This window comes from Acidovorax sp. WCS2018Noco2-16 (genome assembly GCF_031843945.1).
GTDB lineage: Bacteria > Pseudomonadota > Gammaproteobacteria > Burkholderiales > Burkholderiaceae_C > Paracidovorax.
Genome location: NZ_JAVTJJ010000002.1, coordinates 787,488 through 810,372, shown reverse-complemented (window position 1 = coordinate 810,372; position 22,885 = coordinate 787,488). Strand labels below are relative to the sequence as shown.

Annotated in this window: 18 protein-coding genes; 11 read left to right on the top strand and 7 right to left on the bottom strand. The window is 68.0% G+C overall.

Annotated elements, in window-relative coordinates:
- Positions 1 to 126 precede the first annotated feature (126 nt).
- From RQI28_RS09115 to RQI28_RS09105, 3 genes are all read left to right on the top strand, one after another.
- Positions 127 to 957: a shikimate dehydrogenase gene (locus RQI28_RS09115; RefSeq protein WP_311224004.1), complete on the top strand. Its 831-nt coding sequence runs from the start codon at positions 127 to 129 to the stop codon at positions 955 to 957.
- Between the two features lie 191 nt (positions 958 to 1,148).
- Positions 1,149 to 2,558, top strand: a complete 1,410-nt coding sequence (locus RQI28_RS09110; RefSeq protein WP_311224003.1) for an MFS transporter — start codon at positions 1,149 to 1,151, stop codon at positions 2,556 to 2,558.
- A 96-nt stretch (positions 2,559 to 2,654) separates the two neighbouring features.
- Positions 2,655 to 3,968: a UDP-N-acetylglucosamine 1-carboxyvinyltransferase gene (locus RQI28_RS09105; RefSeq protein WP_311224002.1), complete on the top strand. Its 1,314-nt coding sequence runs from the start codon at positions 2,655 to 2,657 to the stop codon at positions 3,966 to 3,968.
- 21 nt (positions 3,969 to 3,989) lie between these two features.
- Here RQI28_RS09105 and RQI28_RS09100 read toward each other — a convergent pair whose 3' ends face one another.
- Positions 3,990 to 4,820, bottom strand: coding sequence for a hypothetical protein (locus RQI28_RS09100; protein WP_311224001.1), 831 nt, complete (start codon positions 4,818 to 4,820; stop codon positions 3,990 to 3,992).
- A gap of 176 nt (positions 4,821 to 4,996) precedes the next feature.
- Between RQI28_RS09100 and RQI28_RS09095 the strand changes: the two genes are divergently transcribed.
- Together RQI28_RS09095 and RQI28_RS09090 are read left to right on the top strand one after the other, a co-directional pair.
- Positions 4,997 to 5,827, top strand: a complete 831-nt coding sequence (locus RQI28_RS09095; RefSeq protein ID WP_311224000.1) for a UPF0149 family protein — start codon at positions 4,997 to 4,999, stop codon at positions 5,825 to 5,827.
- Between the two features lie 80 nt (positions 5,828 to 5,907).
- Positions 5,908 to 7,392 (top strand): SulP family inorganic anion transporter, encoded by a 1,485-nt coding sequence (locus RQI28_RS09090; RefSeq protein WP_311223999.1) that lies wholly within the window; start codon positions 5,908 to 5,910, stop codon positions 7,390 to 7,392.
- 1,001 nt (positions 7,393 to 8,393) lie between these two features.
- Here RQI28_RS09090 and ubiA read toward each other — a convergent pair.
- From ubiA to recG, 4 genes are all read right to left on the bottom strand, one after another.
- Positions 8,394 to 9,275, bottom strand: a complete 882-nt coding sequence (gene ubiA / locus RQI28_RS09085) for a 4-hydroxybenzoate octaprenyltransferase (protein ID WP_311222892.1) — start codon at positions 9,273 to 9,275, stop codon at positions 8,394 to 8,396.
- 122 nt (positions 9,276 to 9,397) lie between these two features.
- Complete coding sequence (locus RQI28_RS09080; RefSeq protein WP_311222893.1) at positions 9,398 to 9,919, bottom strand: Dps family protein; 522 nt, start codon at positions 9,917 to 9,919, stop codon at positions 9,398 to 9,400.
- 149 nt (positions 9,920 to 10,068) lie between these two features.
- The gene (locus tag RQI28_RS09075; protein ID WP_311222894.1) at positions 10,069 to 11,034 is read right to left on the bottom strand and encodes a LysR substrate-binding domain-containing protein; all 966 of its coding nucleotides are present in this window, start codon (positions 11,032 to 11,034) and stop codon (positions 10,069 to 10,071) included.
- Between the two features lie 191 nt (positions 11,035 to 11,225).
- A complete protein-coding gene (recG, locus tag RQI28_RS09070; protein WP_311222895.1) occupies positions 11,226 to 13,391 on the bottom strand; it encodes an ATP-dependent DNA helicase RecG in 2,166 nt (721 codons plus the stop codon).
- A 108-nt stretch (positions 13,392 to 13,499) separates the two neighbouring features.
- Between recG and RQI28_RS09065 the strand changes: the two genes are divergently transcribed.
- The 3 genes from RQI28_RS09065 to RQI28_RS09055 all read left to right on the top strand — a co-directional run bounded on the left by RQI28_RS09065 (position 13,500) and on the right by RQI28_RS09055 (position 16,926).
- Positions 13,500 to 14,774 (top strand): HD-GYP domain-containing protein, encoded by a 1,275-nt coding sequence (locus tag RQI28_RS09065; protein WP_311222896.1) that lies wholly within the window; start codon positions 13,500 to 13,502, stop codon positions 14,772 to 14,774.
- Between the two features lie 96 nt (positions 14,775 to 14,870).
- Entirely contained in the window at positions 14,871 to 16,028 is a 1,158-nt protein-coding gene (queA, locus tag RQI28_RS09060) for a tRNA preQ1(34) S-adenosylmethionine ribosyltransferase-isomerase QueA (RefSeq protein WP_311222897.1), read from the top strand.
- A gap of 10 nt (positions 16,029 to 16,038) precedes the next feature.
- Entirely contained in the window at positions 16,039 to 16,926 is an 888-nt protein-coding gene (locus RQI28_RS09055; protein WP_311222898.1) for a DMT family transporter, read from the top strand.
- A 13-nt stretch (positions 16,927 to 16,939) separates the two neighbouring features.
- Here RQI28_RS09055 and RQI28_RS09050 read toward each other — a convergent pair whose 3' ends face one another.
- Complete coding sequence (locus RQI28_RS09050; RefSeq protein ID WP_311222899.1) at positions 16,940 to 17,656, bottom strand: FadR/GntR family transcriptional regulator; 717 nt, start codon at positions 17,654 to 17,656, stop codon at positions 16,940 to 16,942.
- 119 nt (positions 17,657 to 17,775) lie between these two features.
- On the opposite strand from RQI28_RS09050, the gene RQI28_RS09045 reads away from it, so the two are divergent.
- The 3 genes from RQI28_RS09045 to RQI28_RS09035 all read left to right on the top strand — a co-directional run bounded on the left by RQI28_RS09045 (position 17,776) and on the right by RQI28_RS09035 (position 21,183).
- Complete coding sequence (locus tag RQI28_RS09045) at positions 17,776 to 18,753, top strand: tripartite tricarboxylate transporter substrate binding protein (protein ID WP_311222900.1); 978 nt, start codon at positions 17,776 to 17,778, stop codon at positions 18,751 to 18,753.
- Between the two features lie 5 nt (positions 18,754 to 18,758).
- Positions 18,759 to 19,961, top strand: coding sequence for a mandelate racemase/muconate lactonizing enzyme family protein (locus RQI28_RS09040; RefSeq protein ID WP_311222901.1), 1,203 nt, complete (start codon positions 18,759 to 18,761; stop codon positions 19,959 to 19,961).
- 166 nt (positions 19,962 to 20,127) lie between these two features.
- A complete protein-coding gene (locus RQI28_RS09035; RefSeq protein WP_311222902.1) occupies positions 20,128 to 21,183 on the top strand; it encodes a porin in 1,056 nt (351 codons plus the stop codon).
- An 84-nt stretch (positions 21,184 to 21,267) separates the two neighbouring features.
- On the opposite strand, the gene RQI28_RS09030 is transcribed toward RQI28_RS09035, so the two are convergent.
- Positions 21,268 to 22,875 carry a gamma-glutamyltransferase family protein gene (locus RQI28_RS09030; protein ID WP_311222903.1) on the bottom strand — a complete coding sequence of 536 codons (1,608 nt, stop codon included), beginning with the start codon at positions 22,873 to 22,875 and terminating at the stop codon, positions 21,268 to 21,270.
- Positions 22,876 to 22,885: the final 10 nt, after the last annotated feature.

Here is a 22,885-nt window from a genome sequence, read left to right as displayed (position 1 = left end):
CGTTATTCGGCCGGACAGCGTGCCTCTGTCGGACGCCACCCACGCGGCGCTACGGAAACGCACGCGACCTGTGGATGCGTGTCGCGGGGCGCCCCGGAGGCTCGGCGGTGGGTTCCAATCGCGCCCATGATTTCTGGTAAGACCACTCTCATCGCCCACATCGACTATCCCACTGCGGCCTTCAAGGCGCCGCTGATCTACAACCCCTGGTTCGAACGGCAAGGCATCGACGCGGCGGTGATCCCGATGGGCGTCAGGCCCGAAGACTATGCCGTGTCGTTTCGGCAGATCTTTCGCTTCACCAATGTGCGGGGCGCGCTGATCACCATGCCGCACAAGGTGACCACGATGGCGCTGGTAGACGAGGCCACACCCATCGCGCGCATTGCTGGGGCCTGCAATGCGGTGCTGCTGCGCCCGGACGGCACCTTGCTGGGCGACCAGTTCGATGGCGCGGGCTTCGTGCGGGGGGCGCAGCGCAAGGGGTGCTCGTTCGCCGGCGCGCGGGTGGTGGTGGCCGGTTGCGGCGGCGTAGGCTCGGCGATCGCCGCGTCGGCTGCGGCAGCCGGGGCGGCCGAACTGATGCTTTTCGATGTGGACGGAGCCAGCGCGCAGCGGCTCGCCGAGCGGCTGCGCGAACACTACCCTCGGCTGTACGTGAAAACCGGATCGCGCGACCCTGCGGGTTTCGGGATCGTCGTGAACGCCACGCCACTGGGCATGCAGCCTAGCGATCCGCTGCCGTTCGATGTGGACCGCATTGACACGGACGCGCTGGTGGGCGAAGTGGTGATGGCCACCGAACAAACGCCCCTGTTGCAGGCCGCCCTCGCGCGCGGCTGCCGCGTGCAGCCCGGCACCGACATGCTGTTCGAGATGGCTCCCGCGTACCTGGAGTTCTTCGGGTTCGGCACCGCCACGCCCGAAGCGTTGCGTGCGGTCGCGCAGTTGGTATGACCGGCGCCGGGCAGGTAGCCGACCTTTCGCCGGCCTCGCCTGCCGCGGGTGAATAATCACGCCCGCACAACACAAAGACGTCGAACCACCAGCGACGCAGCAGGGCAAGGGGAACCCCATCCGTCAGCGCATGCGCTGGGGGTCGGCACGTGCGCTCCTTGGCCGCCGCGCCATCCTTCGGAGACCCACACATGTCCCAATCGCTGCCTCGCGGGGCTCGCCCCCGCCCGCAATCCCGAAAGGCCGCAGCCAGCGGCTGGATCGGCTCGGCGCTGGAGTACTACGACTTCTTCATCTACGCCACTGCCGCGGCGTTGATCTTTCCGCAGATCTTCTTCCCGAAGGGCGACCCGGCGATCGCGATCATCGCGTCGCTGGCGACCTACGGCGTGGGCTACGTGGCGCGGCCCATCGGTGCTTTCGTGCTGGGCCACATCGGCGACACGCACGGCCGCAAGCAGGTGCTGGTGTGGTGCATGTTCCTGATGGGTTTTTCGACCATCGCCGTCGGCCTGCTGCCCACCTATGACCAGATCGGCCTGTGGGCGCCCGCGCTGCTGGTGTTGATGCGCCTGATTCAGGGCTTTGCGGTGGCCGGCGAGATCTCGGGCGCCAGCTCGATGATCCTGGAGCACGCGCCTTTCGGACGCCGGGGCTTCTTTGCCAGCTTCACGCTGCAAGGCGTGCAGGCCGGGCAGATCATGGCTGCCGCCGTGTTCCTGCCGCTGGCGCACTACATGCCCACCGAGCAGTTCAACAGCTGGGGCTGGCGCATTCCGTTCCTGCTGAGCTTCATTGTGATCATCGCCGGCTGGATCATCCGCCGCGAAGTGGACGAAACGCCGGCCTTCACTGACAAGACGGAGCAGAAGCAGCGTGCGCGTTCGCCCGTCGTCGATGCGTTCAAGTACAACCTGCCCGACATGCTGCGCGTGGTGTGCATGGCGCTGATGAACGTCATCCCCGTCGTCGCCACCATCTTCGGCGCCGCCTATGCGGTGCAGCCGGCCTACGGCATCGGCTTTGCCAAGGACATCTACCTGTGGATCCCCGTGCTGGGCAACATCCTGGCCGTGCTGGTGATTCCCTTCGTGGGCAACCTGTCCGACAAGATCGGCCGCCGCCCGCCCATCATCATCGGCGCGCTGCTGTCTGGCCTGTTGGCCTTCGGCTACCTCTACGCCATCAGCATCAAGAACGTGCCGCTCGCCATCTGCATGTCGCTGCTGATGTGGGGCCTGGTCTACCAGGGCTACAACGCGGTGTTCCCGTCGTTCTACCCAGAGCTGTTCCCCACCCGCACCCGGGTGTCGGCCATGGCCATCTCGCAGAACATCGGCACGGCCATCACCGCCATGCTGCCCGCGCTGTTCACGGCCGTCGCGCCTCCCGGCTCCACCAACATCTGGTTCACGGTGGGCGCCATCGCGTTCGGTATCACCATCATCTCGGCGGTGGCGGCGTTCAGCGCTCGAGAGACCTTCCGTGTGCCAATGCGTGACCTGGGCGACGCCAATGCCGTGCCCGTGCCCCGGCAGGAATACGACCGCCTGCGTGCCGAAGCGGTTGCCCAGGCCGGCGCTGGCACGAAAAACCCGTAGGGCGCGGCACGGGTAAAGTGCGCGGGGCTGGCGCGGCCTCGAAAAGGTGACGCGCCTGGTTTTCTTTGACCCTCCCCAGCACTCTCTTTCCCAGCCATGTCCAACCTCATCGTGCACGGCGGCACGCCGCTTCGCGGGCGTATCAGCCCCTCCGCCAACAAGAACGCCGTGCTGCCGGTGCTGTGCGCCACGCTGCTGACCCGCGCACCGCTGCGCCTGCTGGGCGTGCCCGACATCACCGATGTGCGCAAGATCCTCGACATCTTCCGCACCCTGGGCAGCTACGTGCAATGGGACCATGCCAGCGGCACGCTGGAGCTGCACCACGAGGCCACTACCTTCGACGCCGCAGCGCATCGGCTGCCCGAGGAAATGCGCTCCTCGATCATGCTGGTGCCGCCGCTGCTGGCGCGCTTTGGCGTGGCGCGGCTGGAAGACAACGTGAAGGGCTGCACCCTGGGCGTGCGCGAGATCGACCCGCATGTGGAGGTGTTCCGCAGCTTTGGTGCCAGCGTGGAGCGGGCCGAGGGCTCGCTGCTGGTGCGTGGCCCCGGCGGCGCGCCCGGTGCGCTTGCGGCCACCGACCACTGGCTTGACTACGCGTCGGTCACCACCACCGAAAACTTCGTTTTGTGCGCAGCCGGTGCGCAGGGTGTTTCCACCCTCACCAATGCCGCGTGCGAGCCGCACGTGCAGGAGTTCTGCCGCTTCATGGCCCTGCTGGGCGTGCGCATCGACGGCATCGGCACTTCGCGCGTCACGGTGCATGGCGGCAGCACGCTGGGCGGTGGCGAGTTCCGCTTCGATGAAGACTTCCACGAGATCACCACCTTCCTGGCGCTGGGCGCCATCACCGGCGGCGAGGTGGTGGTGAAGAACAGCGCCCCGGAAAACTTTCCGCTCATCGACCGCACCTTCGCCAAGTTCGGCGTGCGCATCGTGCATGAGGACGGCTGGTCGCGTGCGCTGCCCGGCGGGCCGCTGAAGGTGCAGACGCCGTTTACCAGCAACGTGCTGACCAAAGTGGAGGCGGCGCCCTGGCCGTACTTTCCGGTCGACCTGCTGCCCATCTTCATCGCGCTGGGCGTGCGGGCCGATGGCAACGCCATGTTCTGGAACAAGGTGTACGACGGCGCACTGGGCTGGACGGGCGAGCTGTCGAAGTTCGGCGCGCACGTGTTCTCGTCCGACCCGCACCGCATCGTCACCTTCGGCGGCGGGCCGCTCACGCCGGCGGTGGTGGAGAGCCCCTACATCATCCGCGTGGCCATCGCGCTCTTCATGGTCGCGGCCAGCATTCCAGGCCGCTCGGAGATCCGGCACGCTGCGCCGATCCGCCGTGCCCACCCGCGCTTCGTCGAGAACCTGCGCAGCCTGGGCGTGCAGGTAGAGTGGACCAGCGAAGACTGAAGTTCAGTTCGTGACGGCGTCTCAGCTGCCGCGCGGCGGCGCCACCATCAGGTCGTAGGCCGCGCGCAGCCGCTGCGCATCGCGTCCCCAGCGGCGGTCTTGCGGCAGATGGCGCAACCAGCCCAGGCGGCGCACCGTCATCTCCAGTTCCGCGCGCCATTCGGCGCTGTGGCCGGGCTGCTGCAACCAGTCGGCCCACAGGGCGCGCGCTTCGTCCAGGGCGCCGCATTCGCTGAGATAGATGGCGGTGGAGTGCGCATAGCAGAGCGCATCGCGCACCTGGCACGTCGCCAGCGGCAACGCTGCGGCCGGGTCGTCCTCGAAGTCCACGTACGCCACCACGCCCTCGGAATCGCGCACCAGGTTGCGCGCAAAAGCCTGGCTCAGGCAGGTGCCTTGCGTATGCACGCGGGCGATGGCGTCCAGCCCCAGGCGCCACAGGGCCAGCACTGGCGCAGCGCCCTGCGGCACGGCGCGGTGGATCTCGTTGCCCAGCGAGGGCATGTCCTGCCCCGGCCGGCCCAGGTGGCGCATCAGAAAGCCTTCGCCGCGCGCTGCCAGTACCTCGGGCGCTCGCAGTCCGCGCGACTGAAAGTCGTGCAGGCGCCGCACTTCGGTGGCCACGGCCTCGCGGCCCCCACGGTTGGGCACCGGGCGCAGCGCCGGCAGCCGCAGCAGCCCGGCCAGCAGGCCCAGCAGGCGATAGCGCCAGGGGCCGATGCCGGGGCCGGCCCGCTTGATCCACACCTGTTCGCCATCGATCTGATAGCTGGCGATAGGCGGCTCCTGCAGCGGCAGCTGCTGGTCCAGAAAGGCGGCGTAATCAGGCGTGGCGGGTGGCGTCTGTGGCATGGCGGGGCGAAGGGAGGGGCGAGCGGCTTTCATGCGGGCCGGATAAACTGGCCGCCTTTTCCGGCAAGGTGAATGAACGCGCCCACGGCGTTTCGCCCTTTTTGCCCATAGCGGGCGGCCACGCCTGCCCGCGCATCATAAAAGCCATCTACCCACCCCCTACCCGCACACAAGCCATGTCCACTACCGCCGACACGCCCTCGCAAGAACCGTCCGCCGCCCTGGGTGCAGACCAGCTCGACGAACTCGACACCCTGCTGGACGACCTGCGCACGCGCGCCGAGGAGATTCCACAGTGGGAGTTCTGCGACGGCTTTCTGACCGCGCTGGCCTGCACCCGCCGCGAGGTGCCCACCGCCGAGTGGCTGGCCATGCTGCTGGGTGACGGCGCCGAGCTGGAAGAGGGCGAAGACGGCGCGCTGCCTGTACTGCCGGCTTTTGCCGACGCCGCGCAGCAGGCCCGCTTTCTGGAGCTGTGGACGCTGCGCTGGAACGAGGTGGTGGCGCAGCTCGACGCCGACGTGCAGTCGCTGGACGAAGACGACGCCTTCCAGCCCGAAGCCATGGACATGCGCGGCGCCATCGCCAGCCTGCCCGAAGAAGAGCGTGCCGATATGGAAGGCCAGGAGATCCCGTCCTTCGGCCAGGTGTGGGCGCTGGGCTTCATGTTCGCCGTCGAAAATTGGCCCGAGGAATGGGCCGCCCCGCGCGACCGCGAAGCCACCGACTGGCTGAACGAGGCGCTGGAAGCCGTCGTCGCCCTGACCGAGGACGACACCGGCAAGCCCGAGGTCTGCATGTATTCTGAAGACGGCCCACCCAGCACCAGCCAGGCCCGCGTGGAGGCCTTTGGCGAAGCCATCTGGGCGGTGTACGACCTGCGCCGGCTGTGGAAGAGCATCGGCCCGCGCGTGGAAGCCGTGCGCCGCGCGGATACGCCCGGCCGCAATGACCCGTGCAACTGCGGCAGCGGCAAGAAGTACAAGAAGTGCCACGGCGCGGGTTGATTGCGCCGCAGCCGCCAGGCACTTTCGCCCGTTCTTCTTGAACTCCTTTTCACGCGCGCTTCGGCGCGCGTTGCCGTTCCATGAACCCTGCTTTCCTGTCCCGCCTCCGCGCTGAATGGGCGCCCAGCATTCCGCGCGAGTTGCTCGCCGGTGCCGTCGCCACCTTCGCGCTGATTCCCGAAGTCATCGCGTTCTCCTTCGTCGCCGGCGTCGACCCATCCGTGGGTCTGTTCGCCTCGTTCGTCATCAGCATCGTCATCGCCTTCGCGGGCGGCCGGCCGGCCATGGTGTCGGCGGCTGCTGGCTCGGTGGCGCTCGTCGCCGCACCGCTGGTGGCGTCGCACGGCGTGGGCTATCTGCTGGCGGCGGGGCTGCTGGCGGGTGCCGTGCAGGTGGTTTTCGGGCTGCTGAAGCTGGGCGTGCTGATGCGCTTCGTGTCGAGTTCGGTGCGCACCGGCTTCGTGAATGCGCTGGCCATCCTGATCTTCTCGGCGCAGCTGCCGCACCTGCATGGCGCTGGGCCTGCTACCTGGGCCACGCTGGCACTGGGGCTGGCCATCATCTACGGCTTGCCGTGGCTGGGCCAGCGGCTGGGGGTGCGGGCGCTCACCGCCATTCCGTCGCCGCTGATCTGCGTGGTGGCGCTCACGCTGCTGGCCTCCTCGCTGGGCCTGCATCTGCCCACGGTGGCCGACCTGGGCCGGCTGCCCGAGAGCCTGCCGTTCTTCGGCCTGCCGGCCGTGCCCGCATCGCTGGAGACGCTGCGCATCATCTTGCTGCCCGCGCTGGCGATTGCCATGGTCGGCCTGCTGGAGTCGGTGCTCACGGCCGCCGTGGTGGACGAGATGACCGACACGCCCAGCGACAAGAACCGCGAATGCGCGGGCCTGGGGCTGGCGAACATCGCGGCCAGCTGCTTTGGCGGCATCGCGGGCTGCGGAATGATCGGCCAGGCGGTGAGCAACGTGAAGTACGGCGGGCGCGGGCGCCTCTCCACGCTGTTCGCCGGCGTGTTCCTGCTGGTTCTGATGGTGGTGCTCAAGGACTGGGTGTCGCGTGTGCCGGTGATTGCGCTGGTGGCCATCATGGTGATGGTGTCGGCGTCCACCTTCGACTGGAAGTCGCTGGGCCTGCTGGTGCGGCACCCCCGGCTGTCCAGCGTGGTGATGCTGGCGACGGTGGTGGTCACCATCGCCACGCACAACCTGGCGGCTGGGGTGGCCGTGGGGGTGTTGTTGAGCGGGGTGTTCTTCGCGGTCAAGGTGTCGCGGATGCTCGACGTTACGCTTCAGGACGGCGCGGGGCCGGGGGTGATGACCTGGCTTGTGACGGGGCAGGTGTTCTTTGCTTCGGCGGATGCGTTCGTGGAGGCGTTCGATGTGCTGTCTGCCCGGGGGCGGCCGGTGCGGATCGATGTGTCAGGGGCGCATTTTTGGGATGTGACGGCGGTGGGGGCGCTGGAGAAGGTGGTGCAGCGGTTTCGCAGTCATGGTTGTGGGGTGGAGGTTGTGGGGTTGCAGGGGGCTAGTGCGGTTTTGATTGATCGGGTGGGTGGGGTGGGGTGATGGGTTGGATTTAAGGGTTTTTGGGGCCTGGCGCTTGTCTGGTAAGCGGTGGTAGCTATCTTTTTTGATGGTTGATGGTTGATGGTTGCTGGTTGGTTGTTTTCCGGGGCCGGGTCTCGCCCCGGCGGGCGAGGTACTTGTTCTTTGCTTCGCCAAAGAAAAGTACCCAAAAGAAAGGCGACCCGACTGTCTGCGACCCCTTTCGCCTGCGGCGAGCGGGGCAACCTGTGCCGGGCAGGGCGCGGGGTGCGCCGCGGAACTCACTGCGCTGCTTTGCAGCTACGTTCAAACAGCCGCGGCGAGTCAGAATTGAAGCGGGTGTGTCCTTCGGCACACCCGCCACCCCACGCCCTGCCCGATACAGGCCCATCCACACGGGATTTGGGCAGCCCGATCCGGGCCATCGCTGCGCTCGGCCTGGGGCCTGGGGCGCGGCGCGCAGCGCTCGCGCAAGGGCCGAGCGCAGCGATGGCCCGTGTGGGCTGTTGGCTGTTCAACTCCCTTCTGTATGCGCCGAGGAGCGCAGCGGGCGGGGTGGCCTGTGTGCCGCAGGACACACAGGCTTCGTTATCTAGCTTGCCGCAGCTGTTTGAACGAAGCGCTGCAAGCGCGCAGTGAGTTCTGCGGCACACCCCGCCCGCGAGCACCGCAGGTTGCCCCGTAGCGCAGCGAAGGGGACGCAGACAGCAGGGTCGCCCTTTCTTTGCTTACTTTCTTTCGGCGAAGCGAAAGAAAGTGAGTGCGCCGCCGGGCGCATCACCCGGCCCCGGGAAGCAATCCCACAATAACTACCAAAAAGATAGCTACCAGCGCTTTCTGCATAAGCGCCAGAGGCCAAAAAGACCCCAATCTTCCTTTCGCTTTGATGAGGCAACAGAAAGCAAGCGTTCAGCCGGCCGCATCACCCCGCCCCAGGAAGCAACCAACTAGCAAGATACAAGAAAAATAGCCCTCTAACGCTTGATAGATAAGCGCAAGCAGCTATCAAAAAAGCAGCAAACCTAGCGAAAGAAGAACCCCAAAACAACCCCCGCAAACAAACTAAACCCCACCCAATGATTCGCCCGAAAGGCCGCAAAACACCCCTCCCGCGTCCTCCCTCGAATCAACCTCCAATGCCACCCCACCTGCACCAGCACGACACCCAGCGCCAGGTACCACGCCACCCCCAAAGACAGCGGCGCCAAAGCCACCCCCCACACCACCACCAGCAACCCATAAAAAGACATCACCGCCGGCACATCCCATCGCCCCAGCGTGATGGCCGACGTCTTCATACCGATCTTCAGATCGTCATCCCGGTCCACCATGGCGTATTCCGTGTCGTACGCCAGCACCCAGAACAAGTTGCCCAGCACCAGCCACAGCGCCAGCCAGGGCACGTCTCGCCCTAGGGCGGTAAAGGCCATCGGAATGCCCATGCTGAACGCCACGCCCAGCACCGCCTGCGGCATGGAGACGAACCGCTTCGCGAACGGGTAGGCCAGCGTCACGGCCAGGGCCGGTACCGACCAGGCGATGGTGGCGGCGTTGGTCGTCAGCACCAGCGCGAAGGCGGCCAGCGCCAGTACGGCGCCCACGGCCAGCGCCTCGCGCACCGACACCGCGCCGCTGGTGACGGGCCGCTGCGCGGTGCGTTTGACATGCCGGTCGAAGTCGCGGTCGGCCACGTCGTTCACGCAGCAGCCGGCGCTGCGCATGAGCACGGTGCCCAGCGTGAACACGGCCAGCAGGTGCCAGCCGGGAAAGCCCTCCGCCGCAATCCACAGCGCGGCCAGCGTGGGCCACAGCAGCAGCAGCCAGCCGGCGGGGCGGTGCCAGCGGATCAGGTCGAGGTACAGCGACAGGCGCGAGCGGGACGGGGGCAGAGCGGATGACTGCATGGATCGGAGCCGAAGAGAGGGGTAAAGAGAAAGAAAACGAAGCAAGCGAGCCAGGGGACAAACGACAACGCCCGCAAGTGCGGGCGTCGGTAGGTGCGCGGCGCGGCAGAGCGCCGCCGAGCTTACTCTTCGAGCAGCGAGCGCAGCATCCAGGCGGTCTGCTCGTGCACCGCCAGGCGCTGGGTCAGCAGGTCGGCCGTGGGCTCGTCGCTGGCCTTGTCGGCTACGGGGAAGAGCTCACGCGCGGTGCGGGCGACGGCTTCGTGGCCCTCGACCAAAATGCGCACCATCTCCAGCGCCGAAGGCGGCTCGGCAGGCACGTCGGGCAGCGAGGTCAGCTTGCCGAACTGGGCGTAGGAGCCCGGTGCTGGGTGGCCCAGCGAGCGGATGCGTTCGGCCACCGGGTCCACGGCGTTCCAGAGTTCGGTGTACTGCCCCATGAACATGGTGTGCAGCGTGTTGAACATGGGACCGGTCACGTTCCAGTGAAAGTTGTGCGTGGTCAGGTACAGCGTGTAGGTGTCGGCCAGCAGGCGCGACAGGCCCTGGGCGATGGCCGCGCGGTCCTTGTCGTTGATGCCGATGTTGATGCGCGGCGCGCCGGTCTTGCTGAGAGCGGGCTTGGTGGCGGGGGCTTTGGCCATGGTGGAATCTCCTGAGTGGAAAAGAAATGGGCAGATGCGCCTTGCACGCACGCGGCAGTCGGCAAGGCACGACGCCGATGACTTTAGCGCAAGGTGTGCCGCATGGCGGGTAGGCGGGGGCCGGCTTTTGCCGTGCCCGTCAACGCGTCTTACGACAGCCGCGTCACGCCCGGCAGCTCGCACGCATATACGGCGTTTCGCAACGCGGCAATGGCCTCGTAGCGCGTGAAGCTGCGGCGCCAGGCCAGCACCACGCGGCGCATGGGCGGGGCGCTGCCGTCGTCTTCCACGATGGGCAGGTAGCGGATGTGCGTGTCGTCGCTCTTGCGGCGGCGCGTGCCGGTCAGCAGGGCATCGCGCGGCACCGACAGGCGCGGCACCAGCGTCACGCCCATGCCGGCCGACACCATGTGCTTGATGGTCTCCAGCGACGAGCCCTCGAACGTGCGGCGAATGCCCTCGGCGTTGCTGGCGTATCGGGCGAACTCGGGGCAGACCTCCAGCACGTGGTCGCGAAAGCAATGGCCAGAGCCCAGCAGCAGCATGGTCTCGCTCTTGAGCTGCGAGGCAGACACGCTTTTCTGCGCGGCCAGCGCGTGGCTGCTGGGTACGGCGGCCAGAAAAGGCTCGTCATACAGCGGCGCCATGGCCAGCCCGGTGTCGGGAAAGGGCTCGGCCAGGATGGCGCAGTCGATCTCGCCGGTGCGCAGCATCTCCAGCAGCTTGACGGTGAAGTTTTCCTGCAGCATCAGCGGCATTTGCGGCGTGCGCGCGATGGCATGGCGCACCAGCTCGGGCAGCAGGTAGGGGCCGATGGTGTAGATCACGCCCAGGGTCAGCACGCCGGCCAGCGGGTCCTTGCCGCGCTTGGCGATTTCCTTGATGGCGGCAGCCTGTTCCAGCACGCTCTGCGCCTGGCGCACGATGTCTTCGCCCAGCGCCGTGACGGACACGTCGCCCGCGCTGCGCTCGAACAGCTTGACCTCCAGTTCGTCCTCCAGCTTCTTGACGGCGACCGACAGCGTGGGTTGCGAGACATAACAGGCATCTGCGGCGCGGCCGAAGTGTTTCTCACGGGCGACGGCGACGATGTACTTGAGTTCGGTGAGAGTCATGGGTGCTCTTGGGGCAGAGAAAGCGGCGCAATGGCGCCGCGTCATGCCGCGGTGTCTGCGCGCGACGGGCGCATGGTCAGCCAGCTGCACATGACAGGGGGCTGCCCATCTAAAACAAAGCAACAAGGTTAACCGCTTTCGTTGCCGACGCAATGAGTTGTCTGATGATTGCCAGCGTTCGTAGTGACTGCTTACGCCTTCAGAAAATCCGACTTGCCGCCCAGCCAGCGCTGCACGTGGCGCTCGGCCAGCGCGGGGTGGCGGTCCAGCATCAGGGGCGCCTGTTCGCGCGCCCAGTCCAGCAGCAGCGTGTCGGTAGCCAGGTCGGCAAAGCGCAGCAGCGCGTCGCCCGACTGGCGTGCGCCCAGAAATTCACCCGGCCCGCGAATGTCCAGGTCGCGCCGCGCGATCTCGAAGCCGTCGTTGGTCTCCGCCATGGCCTTGAGCCGGTCGCGTGCCGTCTCGCCCAGCCGGCCGCTGTCGTTGGTCGAATACAGCAGCACGCAGGCCGATGCCGCCGCGCCGCGGCCCACGCGCCCGCGCAGCTGGTGCAACTGGCTGAGGCCAAAGCGCTCGGCATGTTCGATGACCATCAGCGAGGCATTGGGCACGTCCACGCCCACTTCAATGACCGTGGTGCTGACCAGCACGCCCAGCTGTCCGCTCTTGAAAAGATCCATTACCGCCTTCTTCTCGGCGCCCGGCATGCGCGAATGCAGCAGGCCGACCTGGATGCCGGGCAAGGCCTCGCTCAGGTCGGCGTGCGTGGCGGTGGCGTTGGACAGGTCCAGCGCCTCGCTCTCTTCGATCAGCGGGCACACCCAGTACACCTGCCGGCCCGACGCCACCTGAGCGCCGATGCGCTCGATCACCTCGTCCTTGCGGCTGTCGGCAATCAGCTTGGTGACGATGGGCGTGCGCCCGGGCGGCAGCTCGTCGATGGTGGACACGTCCAGGTCGGCGTAGTAGCTCATGGCCAGCGTGCGCGGGATGGGCGTGGCGCTCATCATCAGCAGATGCGGCTCCATGCCGTGGTGCTCCAGCTTTTTCCGCAGTGCCAGCCGCTGCGCCACGCCGAAGCGGTGCTGCTCGTCGATCACGGCCAGCGCCAGGTTCTTGAATCGCACCTGTTCCTGAATGACGGCGTGCGTGCCCACCACCAGCGCGGCCTCGCCGCTTTCGGCCAGCGCCAGCATGGCGGCGCGGTCCTTCTTTTTCTGCCCGCCCGCCAGCCAGGCAATGCGGCGGCCGCTGGCGGCCAGCAGCGGCTCCAGCCAGCCGACGAGTTTGGCGAAGTGCTGCTCGGCCAGGATCTCGGTGGGCGCCATCAGCGCGCACTGCCAGCCGGCGTCCATGCACACGGCGGCGGCCAGGGCGGCCACCACGGTCTTGCCCGAGCCCACGTCGCCCTGCAGCAGCCGGTGCATGGGCACGGGCCGGGCGATGTCCTGGGCGATTTCTTCCCCGACGCGGCGCTGCGCGGCGGTCAAGCCGAACGGCAGCACCGCCAGCAATTGCTCATGCAGGGCGAGCGCCCCCGCGGCGGCGCGGGGCGGGCACAGCACTGGCGCCCGCAGCCGAGCCCGTTCGCGCTTGGACTGCAACTGCGACAGCTGCTGCGCCAGCAGCTCCTCGGCCTTGAGCCGCTGCCACGCGGGGTGGCTGTGGTCCTGCAGCGTCGCCAGGGCCACGTCAGGCGTAGGGTGGTGCAAAAATAATAGCGCCTTGCGCAGGCCCCATAAGCGTTGCAGGCCATTTTGATCATAAAAATGGTGAACGGGTGGCTCAGCGCCCTGCGGCAGCGTGTCCGACAGGTCCACCCGCAGCAGCGCGCCCGCCACCGCGCGGCGCAGGTAGGCCTGAGGCAACTGCGCCACCGTGGGGTAGACGGGGGTCAGCGCGGCAGGCAGTTCGCCGCCGGCGAGGCGAAAAGCCGGGTGCAGCATCTGCCGGCCCCAGAAGCCGCCCTTGATCTCGCCGCGCACCCGCAGGCGGGCGCCCACGGCCATGGTCTTCTGGTGCGAGGGATAGAAGCTGAAGAACCGCAGCTCGCAGGTGCCGGTCTCGTCTTCCACCGTCACCAGAAGCTGGCGGCGCGGGCGCAGCTGCACTTCGCTGGAGGTGACGGTGGCCTCGATCTGCACCGTTTCGCCGTCGCGGGCGTTGCGGATGGGCGTGATGCGGGTTTCGTCCTCGTAGCGCAGCGGCAGGTGCAGTGCCAGGTCGATGTCGCGCACCAGCCCGAGCTTGTGCAGCGCCTTCTGCGCCGGGCTGGGCTGGGCGCGGGCGGCGGGCGCGCCCAATGCAGGGGCAACAGGCCGCGCCGCGGTAGGCGAAGAGCTAGAGGCGCGTGGCATGGGTGCCAACAGGTGGAAAGTACGGATCCGGCATGAACGGAAAAGGCTACCATGCGCGCAACCCCATCCACCCTCTCTCTTTGCCGGACGCCCGAGGCTCCCGCCGCCATGCTCAAGCGAATCAGCGTCCAACATTTGTCACTGGGCATGTACCTGCACCAGTTCTGCGGCTCTTGGATGGACCACCCATTCTGGCGAACGGGCTTTGTGCTGACCGATCCGAAAGATCTTGCCCGCATCCACGAGACCGAGATCCTGGAAGTGTGGATCGACACCGACCGCGGGCTGGACGTGGCCACGGGCGTGGCCGGCACGAGCCGCGCCGAAGCCGATGCCCAGATCGATACCGATTTCGCCGATCTGTCCGACCTGTCGGAGCCAGCTCCTCCTGAAATGCGCGCACCGCCTGCCCGTCCACGTCGGCGCGAGCCCGCATCGATGGAAAGCGAGCTGCGCGCCGCAGCCGCCATCTGCACGCAGGCCCGCGACGCCATGTGCAGCATGTTCGCCGAAGCCCGCATGGGGCGCGCGGTGGACGCCATTGGTGTGCAGAGCCTGGTGGAGGAGATCTCCGACTCCGTCACCCGTCACCCCAGCGCCCTCATCAGCCTGGCGCGCCTGAAGACGGCCGACGACTACACCTACATGCACTCGGTGGCCGTGTGCGCCCTGATGGTGGCGCTGGCCAAGCAGATCAAGCTGGAAGAAGCGGCAATCCGCGAGGCGGGCCTGGCTGGCCTGCTGCATGACATCGGCAAGGCCGCAGTGCCGCTGGCCGTGTTGAACAAGCCCGGCAAACTGACCGACGAGGAATTCACCGTGGTGCGTGGCCACCCGTCCCATGGCTACGACATGCTGCGCGAAGCGGGCGGTGTCTCCGAGGTGGTGCTCGATGCCTGCCTGCACCACCACGAGAAGATGGACGGCACGGGCTACCCGCACCGCCAGCAGGGCGAGGGCATCAGCGTCATGGCCCGCATGGCCGCCATCTGCGACGTATACGACGCCGTCACCTCCGACCGGCCCTACAAGCGCGGCTGGGATCCGGCCGAGTCGCTGCGCCGCATGGCCGAATGGAGCGGCAACCATTTCGACAAGCGCCTGTTCCAGGCCTTCGTAAAAAGCATCGGCATCTATCCCGTGGGCTCGCTGGTGCGGTTGACGTCGGGGCGCATCGGCGTGGTGGTGGAGCAAGCGCCGCAGGCCCTGACCACCCCGATCGTCAAGGTGTTCTTTTCCACCAAGTCCGACCTGCGCATTCCGCCCGAGCGGGTGAATCTGGACGCGCCGGGCTGCGCTGAGAAAATCGTGGCGCGGGAAGATCCCGAGCGCTGGAATTTCGTCGATCTCAACCAGCTTTGGACGGGCTCGGTCGTCAACTGAGTCACGTAGCGCCGGCCTGCGCGCTATCCTCGCCCTTTGCCTTCTTCTTCTTCTTTCCCCACTCCTTGGCACGGGCCTGTCAGGCCCTCAAGCGACATGCAGACGCCTTCCTCTTTCTCTTCTTCTCCGAGCGCCCCGGCGCACATGTTCACCCTCAGCGACTTCGATTTCTCGCTGCCGCCCGAGCTCATCGCGCAGCACCCCGCGCCCGAGCGCAGCGCCTCGCGCCTGCTCGACGGGCGTGCGATGCAGCCGGCCGACCGCATCTTTCGCGAACTGCCCGGCCTGCTGCGTGCGGGCGACCTGCTGGTGTTCAACGACACCCGCGTCGTCAAGGCCCGGCTCTTCGGCGAGAAGGCCAGCGGCGGCAAGCTGGAACTGCTGATCGAGCGTGTGCTGTCCCCTGATGCCGGCGCGGGCAACGAAGTCGTGGCGCACATGAAGGTCAGCAAGAAGCCGCTGCCCGGCAGCACCGTGCTGATGGCCGGCGGCCGTCGCGCGGGCGGCTTCGACGCCACGCTGCTGTCGCGCTGGCCCGATGAAAACGGCCCGCTGTTTCGCTTCGCGCTGCACGGCCCCGCTGGCGAAACCCCGTGGGAATTGATGGAGCGCCACGGCCACCTGCCGTTGCCGCCCTACATCGAGCGCCAGCAAAACGCCGAACACGATCCCGACGAAGCCGAAGACAGCCACCGCTACCAGACCGTCTTCGCACGCGCGCCCGGCGCAGTTGCCGCGCCCACCGCCGCGCTGCATTTCGACGACGCCGTGCTGGCCGATCTAGCCGCACGCGGCGTCGAGCGCGCCAGCGTCACTCTGCATGTGGGCGCGGGGACCTTCCAGCCCGTGAAGACCGAGAACTTGGCCGAACACCGCATGCACAGCGAATGGTACGAAGTGCCGCTGGCCACGCTGGCCGCCCTGGAGCGCTGCCGACAGCGCGGCGGGCGCGTGGTGGCGGTGGGCACCACCACCGTGCGCACGCTCGAATCATGGGCGCGCTCGGGCCAGGCCACGGGCGACACCGACATCTTCATCACGCCGGGCTTCGGCTTTCGCGTGGTGGACGTGCTCATCACCAACTTTCACCTGCCCAAAAGCACGCTGATGATGCTGGTCAGCGCCTTTGCTGGCTACGCGCACGTCATGGGCCTCTACCGCCACGCCATCGCGCAGCGTTACCGGTTCTTCAGCTACGGCGATTCGATGCTGCTGGAGCGCCCGCGCCCCGCCACGCAAGCCGAACCGGCGTAGCCTCTCGTCCATGCCCGCGTCCGATCCCCTGCAACGGCGGCGTTCCGCTTTCGCTGGGATCGGCCTCACCGTCGGTGCCTGCGCCTGCTTTGCGGTGCTGGACACCGTCACCAAGGCTGTCAGCGCCGGGGTGCCGCTGCTGATGGCGCTGTGGGCGCGCTATCTCTTTCAGGCCCTGCTCACCACCGCTTTCGTGCTGCCGCGCGCCGGTCGCGGCGCATGGCGCACCGCACACCCGCGCTTTCAGCTGCTGCGCGCCGTGCTGTTTTCCGCCACCAGCGTGTTCGGCTTTCTCAGCCTGCAACACATGCCTTTGGCCGAGTTCACCTCCATCGTCGCGATGACTCCGCTGTGCGTCACGCTGGTGGCGGCGCTGTGGCTGCACCAGCCCGTGCGGCCGCTGCGCTGGCTGCTGGCGGCGGCGGGCCTGGCCGGCACGCTGGCCGTCATTCGCCCGGGTGGCAGCGCATTCGGCTGGGCCACACTGCTGCCGCTGGGCATGCTCGCCTTGAATACGGGCTACCAGGTGCTCAGCAGCACCATGGCCGGCAAGGAAAGCCCTGCCACCACGCAGCTCTACACCAGCTGGCTCGCCACCGGCATCACCGCGCTGGGCCTGCCCTTCACCTGGCAGGCGGTGGACAACCCGTGGCTGTGGGCGGGCATGTTCGTCATGGGCCTGGCCAGCGCGGCCGGCCACACCCTGCTGCTCAACGCTTACGCGCGCACCACGCCAGTCACCATCGCACCGTTTCTCTACACCCAGATCGGCTTTGCGATCCTGGCGGGCTGGCTGGTGTACCGGCACGTGCCCGATGCCTGGGCGCTGGCGGGCATCGCCGCCATCGTGGTCAGTGGCGCGGCCAGTGCCTGGCTGACTTTGCACGAGACGCGATAGGCGGCGTGCAGGCTCAGGCGCGGGCGCTGCCTTCGATGCGGGCGGTAGCACGCTCGATGAGCGCCAGCACCGCGGCTTCGGCGGCCTGCGGGTCGCGGGCGGCGATGGCGTCGTGCAGCCGCTGGTGCAGCGCCATGGCCTGTGCGTCCGGACCCCAGTCGTCGCTGGAGGCTTGAAAGCTCGTCTTCCACACCGCTGACAGGGCGTTGGCCAACTGCACGATGAATTGGTTGCCGCAGGCGCGCATCACTGCGCCGTGAAACCGCAGGTCGGCCTCGATGTAGGCGCTGCGCGTGCCGGCGCTGGCCATGGCGGCGCAGGCCTCGCCAATGGCCAGCAGCTCCTGCGGTGTGGCGCGCTGGGCGGCCAGACGCGCGGCCAGCGGCTCGATGGTTTGGCGCAGTTCCATCAAATCGGCGATGAGCTGCGGGGCGAAGGGTTGCTCGCCGTGCCAGGCCAGCACCGCCGGGTCGAACAGGTTCCACTGGGTGCGCGGCAGCACATGGGTGCCGGTGCGCGGCCGGATCGACACCAGCCCCTTGGCGGCCAGGCTTTTCATCGCCTCGCGAATGATCAGCCGGCTGGCGCCCAGGCTCTCGGCCAGCTGCGGCTCGGTCGGTAACTGCTCGCCCTCTGCATAGCCGCCCATGACGATGCGGCTGCCCAGCGCGTCCAGCACCTGGTGGTGGAAATTGCGCAGACGGGGAGCGGTGGCAGGGGCAGCAGGCATCGGAGCGCCGAGCATACCTGCAGCCTGTTGGCCCGGATTTTTTCCGTTGCCTCAATCATATGATGATTGTATTATTTTAATTGAGTAGCGATTCCATCCATTCAACGAGGAGACAACCCGTGAACCCATCCGTGCGATCTTTCGCAGCGCTCGTGCTCGCCCTGGCCGGCCTCGCCGGGCTGGCCGCCCCAGCCGCCGGCCAGGACTTCCCCACCAAACCGATCCGCATGATCGTGCCGGTGCCGCCCGGCGGCACAGGCGACATGGTCTCGCGCCTGCTGGCCAATGCCGCTGCCAAGGAACTGGGCCAGCCCATCGTGGTGGACAACCGCCCGGGCGCCACGGGCAACATCGGCACCGCCGCAGCCGTCAAGTCGCCGGCCGACGGCTACACCATCTTTCTGTGCAGCATCGGCAACTGCGCAGTCAACGCCAGCCTGTACACCAACCCAGGGTTCGACCTGTTCCGCGACGTGGCGCCGGTGGTGCTGCTGGGCTCGTCCATCAACGTGCTGACGGTGGGCCAGAACACCGGCATCGCCAGCGTGGACGGTCTGCTGGCCAAGGCGCGGGGCGGCCAGCTGAGCTACGCATCGTCGGGCGTGGGCGCCTCCAACCACCTGGCGGGCGAAATGCTGAAAAAGATGACCAGCGTGCCGCTGCTGCACGTGCCCTACAAGGGTTCGGGTCCGGCCATTACCGACCTGCTGGGCGGGCAGGTCGATGTGTTCTTCGACAACGAGCCGTCGATCCTGCCGTTCATCCAGTCTGGCCGGGTGAAGGCGCTGGCCGTGACCGGAAAAGGCCGCTCGGCGAACCTGCCGCAGGTGCCCACCCTGGAAGAGCTGGGCTACAAGGGCTTCGTGATCGAGCCTTGGTACGCCATCGGCGCGCCCGCCGGCACGCCGCCTGCCGCGGTGCAGCGGCTGAACGCCGCCTTCAACAAGGGACTGCAGGATCCGGCGGTGCGCAAGACGCTGGCAGATGCGGGCATCAACCCGGCGGGCGGCCTGGCCGCGGCGCTGGGCCAGCACATCCGTGCCGAGCACGACAAGTGGGCGGAGCTGATCCGCAGCCAGAAGATTTCGGCGGAGTGACCCCCATGCGCATCACCGCCATCGAAACCACGCGCCTTGCATCGCAGCCCAACCTGATCTGGGTGGAGGTCGAAACCGACGCCGGCATCATTGGCCTGGGCGAGACCTTCCGGGGCGCCGCCGCCGTCGAAACCTACCTGCACACCATGGCCGCGCCGCTGGTGCTGGGCCAGAACCCGCTGGACATCGAGCGGCTGCACAAGCTGCTGCTGCGCGGCTACCTGGGCTTCAACGGCAGCGGGGTGGAAACACGCGCCGCCTCGGCCATCGACATCGCCCTCTGGGACATCTTCGGCAAGCTCACCGGCCAGCCCGTCTACCAGCTGCTGGGCGGCGCCTGCCACGAGCGCATGCGGGCGTACAACACGTGCGCGGGCGTGGACTACAACAGCCGCAGCCTGCAGCGCCGGCTGATCGAGCCCGGCGCGCAGAAGGTGCGCGGCCGCTACGACGACCAGATCGCCTTCATCGAAAGCCCGGCCGAGCTGGCCGAGAGCCTGATCGAGGAAGGCTTCGGCGCGATGAAGATCTGGCCCTTCGACGGCGCGGCCGCTGCCACCGACGGCCAGTACGTGAGCGCGCTGCAGATGCGCCAGGGCCTGGAAGTGTTCGAGAAGATCCGCCTAGCCGTGGGCGACCGCATCGAGGTGATGTGCGAATTCCACTCCATGTGGAACCTGACCTCGGCGCTGTCCATCGCCCGCGAGCTGAAGCAGTACCGCCCCTTCTGGGCCGAAGACCCGATCAAGATGGACAGCTCCGGCGCGCTGGCCGACTACCGGCGCGGCGCCGGCATTCCCGTGTGCGGCAGCGAGACGCTGGCGGCGCAGGGCGCCTTTCGCGACCACCTGGCCGCGCAGGCGCTCGACATCGTGATGCTCGATCTGTCGTGGTGCGGCGGCATCACCGAGGGCCGCAAGATCGCCAGCCTGGCCGACGTCTACCAAAAGCCCATCGCGCCGCACGACTGCACCGGGCCCGTGGTGCTGTGGGCGTCGCTGCACCTGGCGCTGGCCTCGCCCAACGCGATCTTCCAGGAGGTGGTGCGCGCCTTTCTCGCCACCTTCTACCGCGACCTGGTGACCGAGCTGCCGGTGCTGCGCCAGGGATTCCTGGACCGGCCCACCGCTCCGGGCCTGGGCACCGAACTGGCGCCCGGCGTCAAGCGCGACCCGCAGGCCATCACGCGCCGCACCACGCTCACCTGACCTCATCTGATCTGACCTGAACCGCCGCGCCCAGCGCGCGCCGTGAGGCCGCCGCCACCGCCCAACGCGCCGTGGCCGGCGCAGCCGTGCGCGCGGCAATCCGACCAGCCAGCGGTTTGCCTGTTCGCTGGTCCCTGCATTCACCACCACACAAGGAGACATCGCCATGACCATCACCACCACCCGCATCACGTGGCCCCGCGCCGCGCGCCATGCCGCGCTCACCCTGCTGGGCGCCAGCGCCCTGGGGGCTGGCGCGCAGACCAGCGTCACGCTGTACGGCCGCGTGGACGGCGCCATCTACGCGCAGTCGCGCTCGCAGCCCGGGGCCAGCCAGGTCAGTCTGTCGTCGGACACCAGCCACTTCGGCTTTCGTGGCCGCGAGGATCTGGGCGGCGGGCGCAGCGCCATCTTCAAGCTGGAGAGCCAGTTCGACATGTCCAGCGGCGCATCGACTGCCACTTTCTTCAACCGCGAGGCTTATGTGGGGCTGGCCGACCAGCGGCTGGGCACGCTGCAACTGGGCTCGATGTGGGGGCCGTCGGTGTGGATCTCCGGCAAGGCCGACGCCTTCGGCCGCGCGCAGCTGGGCGCGGTGCAGACGCTGCTGCAGGGCGCGGGCAACCGGGGCAACACCTTCCAGTTCAACAACGCGGTGCAGTACATCAGCCCCAAGATCGGCGACGTGTTCGGCCGGGCCTACGTGCAGGCCGCCGAAGGGGCGCCCACCGGCCGCAACTACGCGCTGGCGCTGGACTACACGCGCGGCCCGGCCTTTGTGGGGCTGGCCTTCGACAGCGCGCAGATTGCGGGCAGCACCGTCGGCCTGCCGGCTGCCGCCGTGCGTGCCAAGACGCTGGGCGTGGGCGGCTCGTACGACTTTGGCGTGGCGCGCCTCTACGGCTACTACCAGCGCAACCGCGTGCCGGGGCTGGGCAACGCGAATTCCGCCAACCTGAGCGCGGCCGTGCCGGTGGGCTCGGGCGAATTGCGTGCGGCATTCGGCCACTGGGACCGGCCGGGCGATGCGGGCGTGCGGCGCCTGGCGCTGGGCTACGCGCATTTCCTGTCTAAGCGCACGCAGGTCTATGTGTCCTTCGCCAAGCTGCGCAACGAAGGCCGCTCGACGACGATGCTGTTTCCCATCAGCCAGGATTCGCCCGCCGCCTTGGCCGGCCAGGACGTGCGGGCCATCGGCGTGGGGGTGCGGCACCTGTTCTGAGCGCTGGTTATCTGGAATTCAAGCCAGATGGGCCTCTAGCGCTTGATGGATAAGCGCTTGAAGCTATAAAAACAGTAGCAAATATCAGAAAGCCACGGCGTGGCCGTCCTTGCGCGGGTCCGATCCGGCGATGTAGTGGCCGCCCTCGCGCAGCACCAGTTGCGCGCCGCCGAAGGCGAACACGCCGTTGCCGGCTTCCACCGTCACCTCGTGGCCCTTGGCGCGCAGGGCCTCCACCACGGCGGCGTCGAAGTGCGGCTCCACGGCCACCCCCTTGCCGCCCGTCACGCGCCAGCGGGGTGCGTCGGCGGCGGCTTGGGGGTTCTGGCCGTAGCGCAGCACGCGCAGGGCCATCTGCGTGTGGCCCTGGCTCTGCATCGGCCCGCCCATCACGCCAAAGGCCATTTGCGGCGTGCCGTCGGCGTGCATGGCGAACGCGGGAATGATGGTGTGCGACGGGCGCTTGCGGGGCGCCACCTGGTTGGCGTGGCCGGCCTCGGTGGTGAAGCCGTGGCCCCGGTTCTGCAGGCTGATGCCGGTTCCCGGCACCACCACCCCCGAGCCGAAGCCCATGTAGTTGGACTGGATGAACGAGATCATCATGCCGGACGCATCGGCCGCCGCCAGGTACACGGTGCCGCCTCGGCGCGGCGTGCCGTAGACCGGGTCGCTCGCGCGCTCGGTATCGATCAGCGCGGCGCGGCGGGCGGTGTAGTCGGCATGCAGCAAGTCGGCCGAGGCGACCTGCAGATGGTCGCCATCGGCGTTGTGCTGGTACAGGTCGGCCAGCGCGAGCTTCATGGCCTCGATGCTGGCGTGCACCGTCTCCACGCTGTCGAGCGGGTGCGCGCCGATGCCGTGCGCGTCCAGCATGCCCAGCGCCATCAGCGCGGCAATGCCCTGGCCGTTGGGTGGGATCTCGTGGATCACCGAATCACCGAAGCGCTGGCTGACCGTGCCGACCCAGTCGGCGCTGTGCGCGGCCAGGTCTTCGAGCGTCATCGCGCCGCCGTTGGCCTGAGAATGCGCGGCCATCGCCTGGGCCAGCTCGCCGCGATAGAACGCCTCGCCTTCGGTGGCGGCGATCAGCTCCAGCGTGCGGGCATGCGCTTCGCTCTTGAAAATTTCGCCCGCTTGGGGCGTGCGGCCGCCCGGCATGAAGCATTCGGCAAAGCCCGGCTGTCCGCCCAACTTCTGCGCGCCCAGCGCCCACAGGCGGGCGATGGTGGGCGAGACGGGAAAGCCGTTGCGCGCGTAGTCGATGGCCGGCTGCGCCAGCTGTGCGAAGGGCAGCTTGCCCAGGCGCTTGGACAGCGCCACCCAGGCCGACACGGCGCCGGGCACGGTGACCGCATTCCAGCCCATTTCAGGAATGCCGCCCAGCTTGTCGAAATACTCCGGCGTCCACGCGGCGGGCGAGCGGCCCGAGGCGTTGAGGCCGTGCAGCTCTTGCCCGTCCCACACGATGGCGAACCCATCGCTGCCCAGGCCGCAGCCGGTGGGCTCGACCACCGTCAGCACCATGGCGGCGGCAATGGCGGCGTCCACCGCATTGCCGCCGGCCTGCAGCATGCGTAGGCCCGCCTGCGCGGCCAGCGGCTGCGAGGTGGAGACGACATTGCGGCCCATCACCGCACTGCGGTGGGAGGCGTAGGGCAGGGTCCAGTCGAGGGGCTTTGCGTTGTCTTGCATGAGGTGAGTC